Source organism: Geodermatophilus sp. SYSU D00710, assembly GCF_054050195.1.
Genome location: NZ_JBJGYX010000004.1, coordinates 96,704 through 111,551, shown reverse-complemented (window position 1 = coordinate 111,551; position 14,848 = coordinate 96,704). Strand labels below are relative to the sequence as shown.

Below are 14,848 nucleotides of genomic sequence, written 5' to 3'. Positions count from 1 at the left end.
CGCGCCGCCGCACCCTGGTCACGCCCCGCCGTCCTGCGCCACGATGCCCCTGCCGACCGGGGCCCCTGCCGACCGGAGCCCCCGACGACCGGAGGACAGCCGTGACCGACAGCGCAGCGCAGGTCGTCGACCGCCCCGACGCCTCCCGCTTCGAGGTGCTGGTGGACGGCGAGGTCGCCGGGTTCGCCGAGTACCGACGGACGCCGTCAACGGTGTCGTTCACCCACACCGTGGTCGACCCGGCCTTCGAGGGCCGGGGGCTGGGGTCCGTGCTGGCCCGGCGGGCGCTGGACGCTGTCCGCGCGGAGGGCGCGCAGGTGCTCCCGTTCTGCCCGTTCATCCGCGCCTGGATCGAGCGCCACCCCGACTACCTCGACCTCGTCCCCGCCCACCGCCGCGCCCAGTTCAGGCTGCCCGCCGACCCCCGACCCGAGGTGACCCCGAGATGACCCAGACCCGCGACCTGGCGGCCCTGGAGGCCGAGCGCGACCGCATCCGCGCCGCGCACCTCAAGCCCGCCGGCGAGCGCCCCGCCTCGACCGCGCGCGGCCTGCACCACACCGCACTGATCAGCAGCGACGTCGAGCGGACGATCCGGTTCTTCCAGGACGTGCTCGGCTTCCCGCTCACCGAGCTGATCGAGAACCGCGACTACCCCGGCTCCTCGCACTTCTTCTTCGACATCGGCCACGGCAACCTGCTGGCCTTCTTCGACTTCCCCGGCCTGGACGTCGGCCCGTACGCCGAGGTGCTCGGCGGGCTGCACCACATGGCGATCAGCGTCGAGCCCGAGCGCTGGCAGGAGCTGGTGCAGCGGCTCACCGACGCCGGCGTCGAGCACGAGGTGCACAGCGGCGTCTCGGTCTACTTCCGCGACCCCGACGGCGCCCGCATCGAGCTGATCGCCGACCCGCTCGGCGAGATGTACGGCTCCACCGTGCTCTGATCCCTCACACCGCCGCCGGGGCGGGCACGGTCCGGGCGACCGTCGGGAACGAGCGGTCGCCGAAGAGGACGCGGCGGGCCGCGACGCGACCCGGCGGCGTGCGCAGCAGCGCGAACGCCGCCGTCGCCATCGCGGGCGTGCGCACCTGCGCCAGCCCCCGGCGCAGCGCGAGCCGGCCCCGGAAGCGCTGGCGCAGCGCCGCTCCGTCGTAGTGCGCGAGCGCGTCGGACCGCCCGGCGCCCAGCGCGTCGTCGAGGACGTCGACGGCGTGCTCGGACAGCCGCAGGCAGGGGTCGAGGCCACCGGCGGTGAGCGGGGAGACCGCGCCCGCGGCGTCCCCGACGAGCAGCCCGTCGGCGCAGGCGATCCGCCGCAGCAGCCCGCCCACCGGGATCGGGCCCCCGCGCCGCTCGACGTCGCCGGCTACGGTCACGCCGGCCAGCCCGGGTGCCGTCACGCGGAACCGCGCCAGGGCCCGGCGCAGCCCGTCGGGGAAGCGGTCGGCGTACCCGGCCACGCCGACGTGGGCGTGCCGACCGTCGTCGACCACCCAGGCCAGGTAGCCGGGCGCGAGCGTGGGGTCGAGGACGCAGTGGAAGGCCGGCGGCCCCGCGCTGCCGGTGACGGGGAAGACCTCTTCCGCGCCCACCAGCAGGTGCGTGTTGCGGTCCAGGCCCAGGTCCCGGGCCACCCGGGAGCGGGCCCCGTCGGCGCCGACGACGAAGCGGGCCCGCACGCGCACCGGCCCACCGGGGCCGGCGAGCAGGCAGGTGCCGCCGTCCCGGCCGGTGTAGCGGGTGGCCAGGGCGATCCGCACGCCGGCGTCGGCGGCGGCACGGGCGGCGGCGTCGTACAGCGGGCCCATGTCGCCCACCCGGTACTCGTCGCGGTCGCTGTCGAGGACCACGGGGCGGTCCAGCGCGGGCGGGTAGAGCACCGTGCGCCGGATGGGCGGGCCGAGGTGCTCCGCGGGCAGCGGGAAGTCGTCGAGCGTCCGGCGGACGAAGATCCCCGTGGTGCGGACGGCGCCGGAGAGCACGGTCCGCCGGTCGGCGAGCAGGACGTCGTGGCCGCGGCGGGCGAGCTGCGTGGCGGCGTGCAGCCCGGCCAGCCCGGCGCCGACCACCAGGACGTCGGCGTTCACCGGACGTCGTCCCGGGCGAACCGCAGCCAGCCGAGCAGCAAGGCACCGGCGGCCCAGGCGAGCAGGACGGTCACCGACGACGTCCACGTCATCCCCGCCGGCTCGCCGCCGAAGAGCAGGAACGCCGCGCCGGAGCCGGGCAGGGCCTCGGCCAGCGCGGTGGCCCACCCCTGGCCGAACTGGGGCAGGACCAGCGGCATGACCAGCACCAGCAGGAAGACCACCACGAGAGCGCCGGCGGTGCTGCGGAGCAGGGCACCCAGCCCCACCGCGAGCGCGGCGCCGGCGGCCACGACGAGCGCGATGGTGCCCACCGCGTCGAGACCCTGGTCCACCGGCAGGGTGAGGTCGGGGTGGGCCGCGTGCGCGGCGAGGGCGGAGGCCAGGGCGAGCAGCACACCCGCGACGGTGGCCGTGCCCACCGCCACCCCCGCGCGGGCGAGGAGCAGGAGGCCACGGCGGGGCGTCCACTGCAGCGTGGGCACGATCCCGCCGGTGGCGTGGTCGGCGGTGACCGCGGTGAGGGCCAGGCCGAGCAGCGCGAACTGGGCGGGCATGACGAAGGCGGCCACCCCGGGCCAGACCGGGTCACCCCCGGACGGCACGGGGTCCGCGGCCGCCTCCACCCCGGCGACGACCCCGAGTCCGACCAGGACGACGGCGGCCGCCAGCAGGAACCACCAGCTGGTGCGGACGGTCCACAGCCGGGTCCACTCGGCGGCGCAGGTGCGGGCGAGCACGCGCCGGGCCGGCACCCGACCGGCTCCGGGCGCCAGGACCGCCGTCACCGGGCCACCCCCGCGGGCGCCTCGTCGCGGCCGGCGTACTCCACGCTGCCGGCGGTCAGAGCCAGGTAGGCCTCCTCGAGGGACTGCTGGACCTCCGACAGGTGGTGCAGCGGGACCTGCGCAGAGGCCGCGACCTCGCCGACCTCCTCGGCGCCGATCCCCTCGACCTGCAGCTCGTGCGCGCCGACCTGCTCGACGGCTGCTCCACGCGCCCGGAGCCCGGGGAGCAGCAGGTCGGGCCGGGCACACCGGACCCGGACCCGGCGACCGCCGAGGCCGCGCAGGAGCTCCGCGGTGGTCGTGTCGGCGACCAGGCGGCCGCGGCCGACGACCACCAGCCGGTCGGCGGTCTGCTCGACCTCGCTCAGCAGGTGGCTGGACACCAGCACGGTGCGACCCTCGTCGGCGAGCCGGCGCAGCAGGCCGCGGATCCAGCGGACACCGTCGAGGTCGAGGCCGTTGACCGGCTCGTCGAACAGGAGCACGCCGGGGTCGCCGAGCAGGGCCGCGGCGATGCCGAGGCGCTGGCGCATGCCGAGCGAGTAGCCGGCGATCCGGCGGCGCGCCGCGGCGCCCAGCCCGGCCTGCTCGACCACCTCGTCGACGCGGCGCCGCGGGATGCCGTTGGTCCGCGCGGCCACGCGCAGGTGGGCGCGGCCGGTGCGGCCGGGGTGGACCGCGCCGGGGTCGAGCATCGCCCCGACCTCCCGCAGCGGTTCGGCCAGCGCCGCGTACGGGCGCCCGTTGACCAGGGCCGTCCCCGCCGTCGGCCGGTCGAGGCCCAGGACCGCGCGCATCGTCGTGGACTTGCCGGCCCCGTTGGGGCCGAGGAAGCCGGTGACCTTCCCCGGCTCGACGTCGAAGGTGAGGTCGTCGACCGCGAGGACGGCGCCGTAGCGCTTGGTCAGGCCGCGGACGGTGATCACCGGTGGGCCTCCTGGGCGGCCTGCGGCGCGTCCTGGCCGTCGGGGACCCACTCGAGCAGGTCGCCGGGCTGGCAGTCGAGCACCCGGCACATCGCCTCGAGGGTGCTGAAGCGGACGGCCTTGGCGCGGCCGTTCTTGAGGACCGCCACGTTGGCCGGGGTGAGGCCGACCCGGTCGGCGAACTCCCCCACGCTCATCTTGCGCCGGGCCAGCTCGACGTCGATGCGCACGACGATGGGCATCAGATGACCGCTTCCATGTCGGTGCGCAGTGCCGTGGCCTGCCGGAGCAGGGCGCGCATCACGACCATGAGCAGCCCGACGACGGCGCCCACGAGCAACAGCACCAACAGGATCACGAACAGCGCCGCGTCGTCGCTGACGCCGTCGACGATGAAGTAGTAGACGCAGACCCAGGTGCCCAGGAGCATCGCCCACCCCGCGGCCATCGCGCCGACGATGGCGTCGACCCAGGGGAAGGCGCCGTCGCTGAAGATCCGGTCGGTGGTGACCAGCGTCAGCAGCTGCCAGGTGCACACGATGACGACCTGCACGCACAGCAGCGCGAGCACCGCGGCGGCCGTCATCACCCACCGCACGACCGACTGCTCCAGCGAGGGGTCGGCCAGGTCGGGGACCATCCGGGGCACCGCCCACGCCTGGGCGCCCACCAGGGCGAGGAAGACCACCGCGAGCAGGACCCTGAGCGGTCCGACCGCCCGACGCACCGTCTGCATGCCGCCGACTGTCACGGATGACCTATCGAATGTCAATCGATAGACATCGTGTCGCGATGCTTTCACCCCGGTGGGGGGATCGTCGTGCCACCGGGCCGGACGGCCGAGAGTCCGCATCAGGGTCCGCGGGACGAACAGGGGCGCCGTGTGGGGCGCGGCGATCGTCTCCGCCGAGCGGACCGAGCCCGGCCGGGTCGCGGTCCGGACCAGCCTCGTCGACCCCGGCAGCGGGGCCGGGAGCCCGGAGGCGCAGCAGGCGGTCGCCGTGTGCGAGGGCACGGTCGCCTGGCTGCAGGGGCACGGCATCGCCGACCCGTACGCCGACGTGCAGGGACGCCGGTGGCACGAGCCTGGTGCTCCACGGCCACCCCGACCTGCCCGCCAGGGAGTGCACCGAGTACTGACGCCGACCCGCGCCGGGGCGACCACGCGGTCGTTACTTGGGGCAGGCTGACCTCGCCTGGTGTCTCGTCGTCCGGCCCCGTTGCGTCCGTCCCGTCTCGTGGTCCCCCTCGCCGTCCTGGCCCTGTCAGCAGGACTGACCGCCTGCGGCGGGTCGGAGGACGACGGCTCCGCACCCGCCGCGGGATCCTCCTCGTCGGGCGCCTCCCGGTCACGATCGAGACCGAGTACGGCACCACGGAGATCCCCGGGGAACCGCAGCGCGTGGTCACCGTCGGCTTCAACGACCAGGACTTCGTGCTGGCCCTGGGCGTGACGCCGGTCGGCGAGCGCGAGAACCTGGGCGACTACGACGCCACGACCCGTCCCTGGGCGGAGGACCTGCTCCCGGCGGAGGACATCCCGACCGTGGGCGGCGAGGAGATCGACGTCGAGGCCGTCGCCGCGCTGGAGCCCGACCTGATCGTCGGCGTCTACTCCTTCACGGACCAGACGGTCTACGACCAGCTGTCCGGCATCGCGCCCACGCTCGCGCAGACCGACGAGTAGGCCGACGGAGCCACCCCGTGGCAGGAGCAGACGCTGCTCATCGGCCAGGCGCTCGGCCGCGAGGACGAGGCGCAGCAGCTGGTCGACGACGTCGAGGGCCGGTTCCAGGAGGCGGTCGACGAGAACCCCGGATTCGCCGACCGCTCGATCGCCGTGGACCTGACCGGTGTCGGCTCGGGCCACTACCGGCTCGGCCGGGACGACCTGCGGACCCAGTTCTTCACCGACCTCGGCTTCACCGTCCCCGACGCCAGCACCGACGTCAGCCAGGAGCGGCTGGACCTGCTCGAGGCCGACGTGCTGGCGGTGAACGGGTACCACCAGGCGGACGCCGACGCGGACCGGCTGTTCTCGGTCCTCGACGTGGTGACCCAGGGCCGCACGGTCCTGCTCGGCGGCTACTCCGGCGACGTGTCCGCCGCGCTCGGCTTCGGTAGCCCCCTGTCGCTGCCCTACCTGCTGGACGAGGTCGTGCCGGCCCTGGCCGCTGCCGCCGACGGCGACCCGTCCACCGCGGTGCCGGCCCTCGGCTGAGCGCCCGTGCTCCGGCGCGACGCCTCCGGCGCGGTCACGCCCAGTCGGCCGCCGTGAGACCGTCGGGGTGTCCGGCGGGCCACTGGACCAGCTCGATCCGGTTGCCGTCGGGGTCGGTGATCCAGGCGGTCAGGAAGTCCGCCGAGTCGTCGGGTGACGTGGGGTCCGCGACCTCGATGCCCTTCGTCCTGAGGTCGGCGACCGTGGCGTGCATCGACTCCACCGAGACGACCAGGTGGCTGAGGCCGCTCCCCCGGTCCCCGGGAGCCCCGGTGGGGTCGAAGACGAGCTCGATGCGCACCACGTCGTCGTCGGGCAGCTTGAGCATCGTCAGCTGTCCGACCGGGGTCTCCGGCACCCGGCCGACCACCTCGTAGCCGACGGCCGTGTAGAAGGCGAGCGCCCGCTCGGGATCGGCGACCCGGAGGCCCACGTGCAACGTCCTCATCGGTCCCCTCCCGCGTCCGAGGTCGGGAGCGGTCGCCGTACCCGGTAGCGGAGGTGCAGGACCCGGTGCTCCGGATCGGCATCGGCGGCGTCCAGCTCGCGGGTCAGCTCCAGCTCGGTCCGCTCGGCGGGCAGGTGGTCGAACAGCCGTCGTCCTCCTCCGAGGAGGACGGGGACGACGTGCAGTTCCATCTCGTCGAGCTCACCCTCCCGGAGCAGCGCCTGGGCGGCGCCGGCGCCGAGGACCAGCACGTCGGCGTCACCGGCGGCGGCGCGGGCCTGCGCGGCGCAGGCGCGGACGTCGGTGACGAAGCGCACGCTGCCCGGGGGAGGCTCCTCGGGCACCTGGTGGGTGAGCACGAAGACCGGGACGCCGTCGTGGTGGTCGCCGTCCCAGTGGCCGGCGTGGTCGTAGGTGCGGCGTCCCGAGATGACGGCCCTCGTCGCCATCGACTCGGCGAACACCTGCCCGTTCGGTCCCGGGTCGAGTCGGTGGTCCAGCCAGTTGAACAGCCGGAAGCCGCCGATGCCCATCGGCTGCTCCGGGCCGTCCTCCGGCCCGACGACGAAGCCGTCGAGGGACATGGTCATGTCCAGCCGGATCGACTGGGTCCCGACGCTCATGTGGTTCTGACCGACACCGGACACGGGACTCATCGGGCGTTGCGCCGCGGAGGCGAACGTGGGCCCCGTGGGAATCGAACCCACAACCCGCGGATCAGAAGTCCGGAACCGGACGTGTCGAACGGTGCTGCATGATGCCGTTTGCGCAGGATTGAGCCCGAGTGGCGTGCTGACTCGGACCGCAGCCTCTTCCTCACTGTCGCGCAGTACGCGTCAGCCCTGACCCCGTGCTCATGTCTGCACGGCGTGCGGCATCGGATAGAACGAAGCACCGTGCGGGGTCGGTCAAGCCCTCATGAGATCGGCACTCGGACCAAGTGTCACGATCACTAATGGTCACTAATGGTCACTAATGGTATTGACAGTCGCAGCGCTCTTCCGTCGCTCGTTCGATCAGCACGTCGCGCGAGAGGGCGTCCCCGGCAGGTACTGGTGGCGGATCTCCGAGGGCAGCGTCCCGCCGGTGAGCAGGCACGCCACTGCCACGGGATCGCGTACGTACTCGGTGGCGAGCGGCAGATCCCACAAACCGAGGGTCAGGTCCATGCTGCCGGTCTGCAGCGTGCGTCCGTCCGGACTGAACCCAACCCGGTAGACGCTGCCGTGGTGGCCCTCGACCCGAGCGAGCTCCACCGGCACGGTGGGTTCCGTGATGTTCCAGACCACAGCGACCGCCTGCGCACTGCCCGTGATGACGGCGCCTCCGTCGGGACTGAAGCCGACCATGCCGCCGGTGTCGTCGCCACGGACAGTGCTGACGACTGTGGGTTCCTCGAGCCGGCTGACCTCCCACAACGAGAACACACGCCCTGGACCGGCTGTAGCAAGCAGCCCACCACGAGGGCTGAACGCGACGTCCACCGCGGGCTCGGCGATACGCGAGAGGAGCCGAGGTCTCGTGAGGTCCAGCACGTCCCACAACTCGACGGCTTCGCTGGTCGCGACGGCCAGGCTCCGCCCGTCCGGTCCGAAGACGGCTGACCTGCTGGGCCCGTCCCCGCCCGGCCGCAGGACGCTCGACCTCACCGGTGCACGGGGATCCGTGACGTCCCACAGGTCAATCTCCCGGCCGGTCGTTCGCACCGCGACCGTATCCCCGTCAGAGGCGAAGGTGACGACTCCGGGGCGGTTGCCGAGGGAAGAGGCCCACGCCGGCTGTTCGCGCCGTGTCAGGTCCCAGAGCTCAGGCGCCTGTTCGCTGCTGCTTCGAGCCAGAACGGCAGCGTCCGGGCTGAGCGCGACATCCCACACAGGGCTCGAGCTCCGCTCGATGGCGCTGACCTCGGCCGGGTGATCGACATCGGACAGGTCCCAGACGGTGATCGGATCCGTCGACGTCGCCGTCACCATCGTCCGACCGTCCGAGGAGAAGCTCGCAATCGGCTCATCCTGGAACGGTCCCAGTCGAGCGCGCTGGCGGACGGCACCCTTGTCATCCAGCAGCCACACCAAGGCGGCGCCATCCGCGCCTCCGGTCACCATCCGGCTGCCGTCGGCCAGGAACGCGATCCCCCAGGCACCACCGTCGTGACCGGTGAGCGTCTGGGTCAGGACCGGCTGGGCGACATCCTCGAGGTCCCACACGGCGATGCCGTCGCCGTTGGCGGTGCACAGCGTCCGGCCGTCGGGGCTGAAGGCGGCCTCGAAGACGACGTTGTCGCGGGGCCCCGCAAGCCTGCTCACGAACGTCGGCCGAGCACGATCCCGCAGGTCCCACACCTCCGCAGGGCCACTCTCGGGCGCCAGGATGACGAGCCTCCCGTCGGGGCTGAGCGTCGCGTCGTCGGCGAGTACCGGGATCGTCCCCAGAGGAAGGGGGTGCCGCGGGTCGGAGACGTCCCAGATGGCGCTCGCGCCAGGCCGAGCGGCCATCACCAGGGTCGTCCCGTCCTGGCTGATGTCGACGTCTCTGAGGGTCTCGGCTCCGGGGAGCTCGGACAGCGGGGCGGGTGCCGTGGGCGCCGACACGTCCCACAGGCTGCCGCCCGCGAAGAGGACAGCCGCCCGCGGGAAGAAGCGCACCGGCTCAGGTGCGGGCACAGCGGAGAGCTTGTGCGCACGTGCAGGGTCGGACACGTCCCAGAGCAGGGAGTCGTTCGAGAACTCGCCGGTGGCCAAGAGGTTCCCCGTACCGTCGAAGGACAGTGCGTGGATCGGCCCTCCGGAACCGGTGAGAGTCGCCAGGCGCGCGCGGTTCCAGGGATCTGCGACTTCCCAGAGGATCGCCGTACCGTCATCGCCAGCCGTGGCGACCAGCTCGCCCTGAGCTGACGCGGCCACCGCTTGGACCCCGGCTGTGTGACCGAGGAGACTGCCGTCGTACGGACTCTCAACGAGGGTCCGCCGAAGACTGGCCTCCGCCTCGGCGACCGGGGCGATGCGCAGCGCTTCGACTGCCAAGAGCAACGCCACGTCGGGCCGTTGCTGCCGTGCTGCGTCGGCCGTCGCGGCGATTCGTCGAGCTTCCGCGACGTTGCGCTCACGGATTGCCTCGCCTCGTTGCTGGAAGGCGATGACTGCAGCGGTGCCCGCTGCCGCGGCGAGAAGACAGAGCGTCAGGACCACCGCCTGCACCGTCCGACGCAGGCGGCGGCGCTCACGGATGTGCCGGCCGATGAGCAGGTCCTTGTCCAGACCGATCAGAGGCGCGGCGAACTCCGCCGCGAAGTCGCCAAGGCGGACACGGTGTTCCCCCGGACGGTCCTCGACTGTCGTCGACGGGCCTGAGACCAGTGGCTTGAGGTCAACCCACAACGGCACGTCGCTGAAAGCCCCGGAGAGGGTGGTGGGCAACGCATCGGTACGGTCCCAGTCGAAGTCTCGGTCCTTCCAGGCGATCTCTCCGGCTGTCAGGGCGATGAGGATCCTGTCGGCGTCCCGGTTCTCGAGCCACCATCTGACCTCTTCACTTACCCACCGCGACGACGCAGCCGCTGGGGAAGCCATGAGGATGAACCACTCAGAGGACGCCAGGGCGGTCCTGATGGTGCTCCACAGGTCCGGCGCGGCGGCCAGGTTGGTCTCATCCCGGAAGATGCGCAATTGCCGGGGCCGGTACCAGCGGCCGCCGAACCGCTCCACCTCCGCCTGCAGCGCCTCGGCAACGGGTCGGCTTTGTGCGTGGCTGTAGGAGATGAAGGCGTCGTACCGAGCAGTCGACCTCGCCGGTGCACCACTCGCCGCAGCCATGGCATCCCTCGCGCTCGACGCCGGTCGTCCCGAACGAGCGGCCGAAGACCGAGACGTGTGGGTCACCGCGCCTGGCCCCCTTCACCAGGTGTCGGACCGCCACGTGCCTCACAAGGCGACCGATTCCCACAGAGTGTGCACGACTGGCACCGGCGCGGCCCGGTCGTCAGCGCGGGATGAGGCAGCGGCTCAGCGTCCGCAACGATGCCCCCTGGCGCCCGCTGTGACCGCGTCAGGAGATCCGCAACGGGGCAGTGGCGGGGTACGAGAGGCGAAGCGGTCGGCCGGCGTGGCCATATGCAGCGCCTGGTGCGGGCGCCCGGTGTTGTAGAAGGCGACCCACTTGAGCAAGCGTCAAGGATCAGCCGCCAGTACAGCTGCCAACCATCAACCGCAACACGTCAAGACCCATCCGACGCTCGTTCGTCAAGCATCAGGCGAAACCACACAGTCAGAGCGGTGGGCCCCGTGGGGATCGAACCCACAACCCGCGGATTAAAAGTCCGCTGCTCTGCCAGTTGAGCTAGAGGCCCGCTGCCGTCGAGTCTCCCAGACGAGCGCGGCGGTCACCGGCCGGTCACAGCACGTCCAGGACCAGTAGGACGACGATCGTCAGCACCGCCGAGACGAGCAGGGACCCGAGACAGCCCAACCGGTTCGAGAAGAAGAGGAACACCCGGCGGGGGTGCCCCTGGGACCGCCGTCGGAACCCTCCGTGTCCGCCGTCACCACTCGGACGGGGGCGTCCACCCGTCCGGGGGATCGTGGCCGCCGCTCCCGACTACCTACGGTCACCACCAGTGCGGCGCCGACGGCGCCGGCACGCCAGACCCCGGTCCGGCCGTCCCGTTCCCCCCGGGCCGGCCGGACCGGTCCCACGTCGGGGGTCGGTCAGCAGGCGCTCTCCGTCAGCGCGAACAGCACGTCGCGCTGCGCCTGGTCCAGCGGCAGGTCCACGGTGACCTCGTCCTCGCCGTCCACCTGCACGCCGAGCAGGAACAGGTGCGGCTGCTTGGTCTCCGCCAGCGCGTGGGGGTCACAGCGCGCCGTCGTGAACGTCAGGCCGACCTCGCGGCCCCGCTCCCCCTCGCCCAGCGTCACCGGCAGGTCGGCGTCGACGTCGTAGAGCACGTTGCCCTCCAGCCGGGTCAGGGTCACCGCGCGGTCGTCGTCGCCCCCACGGGTCAGTTGGAGCGACCCGGTGACGGTCTCGCCCTCGAGGGCCAGGCCGGTCACCGTGACCCCGGCGACGGCGAGCACCGCCCGCGCCGCGCAGGTCTCGGCGTGGATCCGGGCGAGGTCCTCGGCCGCCAGCGGCACGCGCAGCACCTCGCTGCGCCCGTCGGGACGGACGACGGTCAGCCGCGCGGCCGCGGGCTCGGCGGCGCGGTCGCACACCGCCTCGCCGAAGGGCGTCGGCAGGTCGATGGTGCGCCCGGGCGCGAACGCCGCGGTCACGGCGCGGTCGGGCAGCGGCGCGAACCCGGGCGAGTCGATCGCGACGGAGGTGACCGTGAACGGCTCGCTGCCGGTGTCGGTCACCCGCACCTGCACCTGGCCGCCGACGGCCTCGTCGGTGCGGAGCTGCACGGCGACCGCCTCGATGCCGGCGACCGGCGGCACCGGCGGGCCGGAGGACAGCGCGGCGGAGGACGACGACGCCGCCGTCGACGACGACGGGGCCGACGACACCGCCGGGGCGGCACCGCACCCCGCGCACAGCAGGAGCGCCAGCCCGGCCGCCGTCCGCCTCATGCCGGGCAGGGTAGGCGCGCCGGCGGTCCTACTGGTGCCGCGCGGGCAGCCGCGCCAACACGTGCCCGGCGTCCATCCGCACCTCGAGCTTCTCCTGCGGGTTGGCCGCCGGGCCGCGCCGGGGTTCGCCGTCGTCCAGGTCGAAGGCGGAGTCGTGCCACGGGCAGACCAGGCACGCGTGCCCGCGCACCTCCTCGATGCTGCCCTCGTACAGCGGCCCGGCCAGGTGGGAGCAGGACCCGACGAAGACGTCGACCCGCCCGCCCCGGCGGACGGCGGCGAGCGGCACGGCCACGCCGCTGCCGGTGCCGGTCCGCAGCGCCGGCCGGCCCTCCGGCAGGTCGTCGAGCGGGCCGAGGTCGATCCAGTCGGAGGTCAGCGCGCGGGCCGCGGTGGCCGCGTGAGAGGCGCCCGAGGACTGCGCGTAGGACATGTGCCCGCCGACCGCCGCCGAGCCGGTGGCGATGCCGAGCCCGGTGTAGGACAGCACCCGGCCCAGCGTCCCCCGGCCCCTGGACCGGGCGACCAGCGAGCCGACGTAGAGCCCGAGGGCGACGGTGTTGGCCGCCGCGTGCAGCGCCCCCAGCCGGCGGACGCCGATCTCCTGCTCCGACCAGTCGGCCGCGCCCGACAGCGCGGCGGGCACCGAGACGGCGACGCCGGTGCCGATGAGGACGGTGGCGGCGGGCCGCAGCGGCGGGATCGCGTCGAGCAGCCCGGCGGAGGCCCAGCTGCCCACGGGGACCTGCACGAGCACCGGGTGCAGCGGGTGGCCCAGCCAGGTGCCGTGGAGGGCGTCCTTGAGGGCTCCGGGCTTCAGCGCCGCCTGCACGGCCGAGCGGGCCGAGTCGATGACCTTGTCGAAGGTGCTCACGTCGGCGAGGCGGTCGAGGAAACCCATCAGGCTCATGCGCGGCTCCCTACCCCCGCCGACCGGCCGTGATGCCGGGTGCAGGCGCCGGACAGGCCTCCGACCAGCAGTCCGGCGACGACGGCGCCGGTGGCGTTGAGCAGCGCGTCCAGCGGCGAGACCACGCGACCCAGCGGCAGCGCCCACTGCAGCGTCTCGATCGCGGCACCGGCCGCGGCGGCGGCGAGCGCGAGCACCGCAGGCCGGCGCAGCACCGGCCAGCGCAGCACGGCGACGGCGGCCAGCGGCACGAGCAGCAGCAGGTTGCCCAGCAGCTGCAGCACCGTCGCCCGGGAGTCCAGCCCGGTGAGGTACCAGCGCACCTCGACGGCGGGCGAGCCCCACTCGGAGCCGCCGGCGCCCGCGGGCAGCAGCGTGAGGGCGGCCACCGCCACGAGCGCGACGGCGGCCCCGGTCGTCAGCACGGGTCGGGTGTCCATGACTGCCGACGGTGACCGAAGACCCTGTGAGCAGGCTGGACGCGCCCGGAGTGACGTGATCGACACGGTCCGGCGGGGGTGTCGGCGCGTATACCGCTGGCTCCCAGGCAACTGTCAGGGGCACCCTGCATGCTGACCGCACCAGCCGCCCGGACGAGGAGAGCCCGTGACCTGCCCGTCACTGCTGCACCGCCCGGCGGCCAGCAGTGACCTCGCGGCCCTGGTGCGCTCCGACAGCGTGGTCGGCCAGTTCTCGCGGTTCGTGTTCGTCGGCGGGGTCTCCAGCGCCGTCTACGCGCTGCTGTACTGGCTGCTCAACGGGTTCGGCGACGTCCCCGCCAACGTGGTCGGCTCGGTCCTCTCGTCGATGCTGGCCAACGAGATGCACCGGCGGATCAGCTTCCACGCCGGCGAGTACGTCCGCTTCTGGACCGCCCAGTGGGAGGGCGGCGCGCTCGCCGCCCTCGGTGTGGTCGCCACCAGCCTGGCGCTGAGCTGGTTCAACGCGGTGGTCAGCGACCCGGCGATCCTCACCGAGATCCTGGTCATCGGCGCGGTGACGGCCACCATCGGCACGCTGCGCTTCATCGCCCTGCGCTGGGTGTTCCGCCCCCGTTCGGTCTGAATCCGTCGGCAGGTTTGACACGCCGGGAGGAGGGGGCACGGTCCGCATCGATGGTTGAACTCGCAACCAGAACCGGACCGTCCGGGACACCAGAACAGAGGGACCCCATGACCAGGATCGCCGTCGTCTACTACTCCTCCACCGGCAACGTGCACCAGCTCGCGTCCGCGCTCGCGGAGGGCGCCGAGGAGGCCGGGGCCGAGGTCCGGCTGCGCCGGGTGCCCGAGCTGGCCCCCGAGGAGGCCATCGACTCCAACCCGCTGTGGCGCGCGCACGTCGACGCCACTGCCGGCGAGGTGCAGGAGGCCACGCCCGCCGACCTCGAGTGGGCCGACGGGTACGCGCTGGGCACCCCCACGCGCTTCGGCACGCCGGCCAGCCAGATGAAGCAGTTCATCGACACCCTCGGCGGCCTGTGGTTCACCGGCAAGCTGGCGAACAAGGGCGCCACGGCGTTCACCAGCGCGCAGAACGTCCACGGCGGCAACGAGACGACGATCCTCACGCTGTTCAACGTCTTCTCGCACTTCGGCGCCGTCATCGTGCCGCCGGGCTACACCGACCCGCTGCTGTTCGAGGCCGGCGGCAACCCCTACGGCGTCTCCAACGCCTCCGGCGGCAAGTCGGCCACGGTGACCGACGCCGAGCGGGCCGCGGCCCGCTACCAGGGGCGCCGCCTGGCGGAGGTGACCGCGAAGCTGGCCGCCTGATCGCGTGGGCCCGGTCCGGGATCAGGTGACCTGATCGTGGCGGGTCCTCCCTCACGGCCCACCACGAGGGAGGACGCGCTGCGGTGAGGGAGGACGTCGGCGGGCGGACGCCGGCGGGCGGAC

15 protein-coding genes, 1 tRNA gene and 1 pseudogene are annotated in these 14,848 nt (G+C 73.4%); 5 read left to right on the top strand and 12 right to left on the bottom strand.

Going from position 1 to position 14,848, the window contains the following annotated elements; translation table 11 throughout:
* Window positions 1-14: 14 nt before the first annotated feature.
* Together ACI78U_RS03150 and ACI78U_RS03145 are read left to right on the top strand one after the other, a co-directional pair.
* Window positions 15-449 (top strand): GNAT family N-acetyltransferase, encoded by a 435-nt coding sequence (locus ACI78U_RS03150; RefSeq protein WP_456873861.1) that lies wholly within the window; start codon window positions 15-17, stop codon window positions 447-449.
* Entirely contained in the window at window positions 446-946 is a 501-nt protein-coding gene (locus ACI78U_RS03145) for a VOC family protein (RefSeq protein ID WP_456873829.1), read from the top strand. Before ACI78U_RS03150 ends, ACI78U_RS03145 begins: the two co-directional genes overlap by 4 nt.
* A gap of 4 nt (window positions 947-950) precedes the next feature.
* Here the strand turns inward: ACI78U_RS03145 and ACI78U_RS03140 are convergent, their stop codons facing one another.
* The 5 genes from ACI78U_RS03140 to ACI78U_RS03120 are packed head-to-tail and all read right to left on the bottom strand — an operon-like array spanning window position 951 to window position 4,540.
* Window positions 951-2,090 (bottom strand): NAD(P)/FAD-dependent oxidoreductase, encoded by a 1,140-nt coding sequence (locus ACI78U_RS03140; protein WP_456873828.1) that lies wholly within the window; start codon window positions 2,088-2,090, stop codon window positions 951-953.
* Window positions 2,087-2,878, bottom strand: a complete 792-nt coding sequence (locus tag ACI78U_RS03135; RefSeq protein WP_456873827.1) for a hypothetical protein — start codon at window positions 2,876-2,878, stop codon at window positions 2,087-2,089. Before ACI78U_RS03135 ends, ACI78U_RS03140 begins: the two co-directional genes overlap by 4 nt.
* On the bottom strand, window positions 2,875-3,804 hold the full coding sequence (locus tag ACI78U_RS03130) for an ABC transporter ATP-binding protein (protein ID WP_456873826.1): 930 nt from the start codon (window positions 3,802-3,804) through the stop codon (window positions 2,875-2,877). Before ACI78U_RS03130 ends, ACI78U_RS03135 begins: the two co-directional genes overlap by 4 nt.
* A complete protein-coding gene (locus tag ACI78U_RS03125) occupies window positions 3,801-4,046 on the bottom strand; it encodes a helix-turn-helix domain-containing protein (protein WP_456873825.1) in 246 nt (81 codons plus the stop codon). Before ACI78U_RS03125 ends, ACI78U_RS03130 begins: the two co-directional genes overlap by 4 nt.
* On the bottom strand, window positions 4,046-4,540 hold the full coding sequence (locus ACI78U_RS03120; RefSeq protein WP_456873824.1) for a DUF2975 domain-containing protein: 495 nt from the start codon (window positions 4,538-4,540) through the stop codon (window positions 4,046-4,048). The genes ACI78U_RS03125 and ACI78U_RS03120 overlap by 1 nt, the downstream gene beginning before the upstream one ends.
* A gap of 48 nt (window positions 4,541-4,588) precedes the next feature.
* Between ACI78U_RS03120 and ACI78U_RS03115 the strand changes: the two are divergent.
* Window positions 4,589-6,025 (top strand): annotated as a pseudogene (locus ACI78U_RS03115) (iron-siderophore ABC transporter substrate-binding protein).
* A 34-nt stretch (window positions 6,026-6,059) separates the two neighbouring features.
* Here the strand turns inward: ACI78U_RS03115 and ACI78U_RS03110 are convergent.
* From ACI78U_RS03110 to ACI78U_RS03080, 7 genes are all read right to left on the bottom strand, one after another.
* A complete protein-coding gene (locus ACI78U_RS03110) occupies window positions 6,060-6,473 on the bottom strand; it encodes a VOC family protein (protein ID WP_456873823.1) in 414 nt (137 codons plus the stop codon).
* Window positions 6,470-7,096, bottom strand: a complete 627-nt coding sequence (locus tag ACI78U_RS03105; RefSeq protein WP_456873822.1) for a dihydrofolate reductase family protein — start codon at window positions 7,094-7,096, stop codon at window positions 6,470-6,472. The genes ACI78U_RS03110 and ACI78U_RS03105 overlap by 4 nt, the downstream gene beginning before the upstream one ends.
* 393 nt (window positions 7,097-7,489) lie before the next feature.
* Complete coding sequence (locus ACI78U_RS03100) at window positions 7,490-10,285, bottom strand: toll/interleukin-1 receptor domain-containing protein (protein ID WP_456873821.1); 2,796 nt, start codon at window positions 10,283-10,285, stop codon at window positions 7,490-7,492.
* 460 nt (window positions 10,286-10,745) lie between these two features.
* A tRNA-Lys gene (locus ACI78U_RS03095) sits at window positions 10,746-10,818 on the bottom strand.
* 358 nt (window positions 10,819-11,176) lie between these two features.
* The gene (locus tag ACI78U_RS03090; RefSeq protein WP_456873820.1) at window positions 11,177-12,040 is read right to left on the bottom strand and encodes a hypothetical protein; all 864 of its coding nucleotides are present in this window, start codon (window positions 12,038-12,040) and stop codon (window positions 11,177-11,179) included.
* 28 nt (window positions 12,041-12,068) lie between these two features.
* Window positions 12,069-12,950 carry a Rieske 2Fe-2S domain-containing protein gene (locus tag ACI78U_RS03085; RefSeq protein ID WP_456873819.1) on the bottom strand — a complete coding sequence of 294 codons (882 nt, stop codon included), beginning with the start codon at window positions 12,948-12,950 and terminating at the stop codon, window positions 12,069-12,071.
* On the bottom strand, window positions 12,947-13,390 hold the full coding sequence (locus ACI78U_RS03080; protein ID WP_456873818.1) for a VanZ family protein: 444 nt from the start codon (window positions 13,388-13,390) through the stop codon (window positions 12,947-12,949). Before ACI78U_RS03080 ends, ACI78U_RS03085 begins: the two co-directional genes overlap by 4 nt.
* Window positions 13,391-13,556: 166 nt before the next feature.
* Here ACI78U_RS03080 and ACI78U_RS03075 point away from each other — a divergent pair, with 166 nt between their 5' ends.
* Together ACI78U_RS03075 and wrbA are read left to right on the top strand one after the other, a co-directional pair.
* Window positions 13,557-14,015 carry a GtrA family protein gene (locus ACI78U_RS03075; protein ID WP_456873817.1) on the top strand — a complete coding sequence of 153 codons (459 nt, stop codon included), beginning with the start codon at window positions 13,557-13,559 and terminating at the stop codon, window positions 14,013-14,015.
* 107 nt (window positions 14,016-14,122) lie between these two features.
* The gene (gene wrbA / locus ACI78U_RS03070; protein ID WP_456873816.1) at window positions 14,123-14,725 is read left to right on the top strand and encodes an NAD(P)H:quinone oxidoreductase; all 603 of its coding nucleotides are present in this window, start codon (window positions 14,123-14,125) and stop codon (window positions 14,723-14,725) included.
* Window positions 14,726-14,848: the final 123 nt, after the last annotated feature.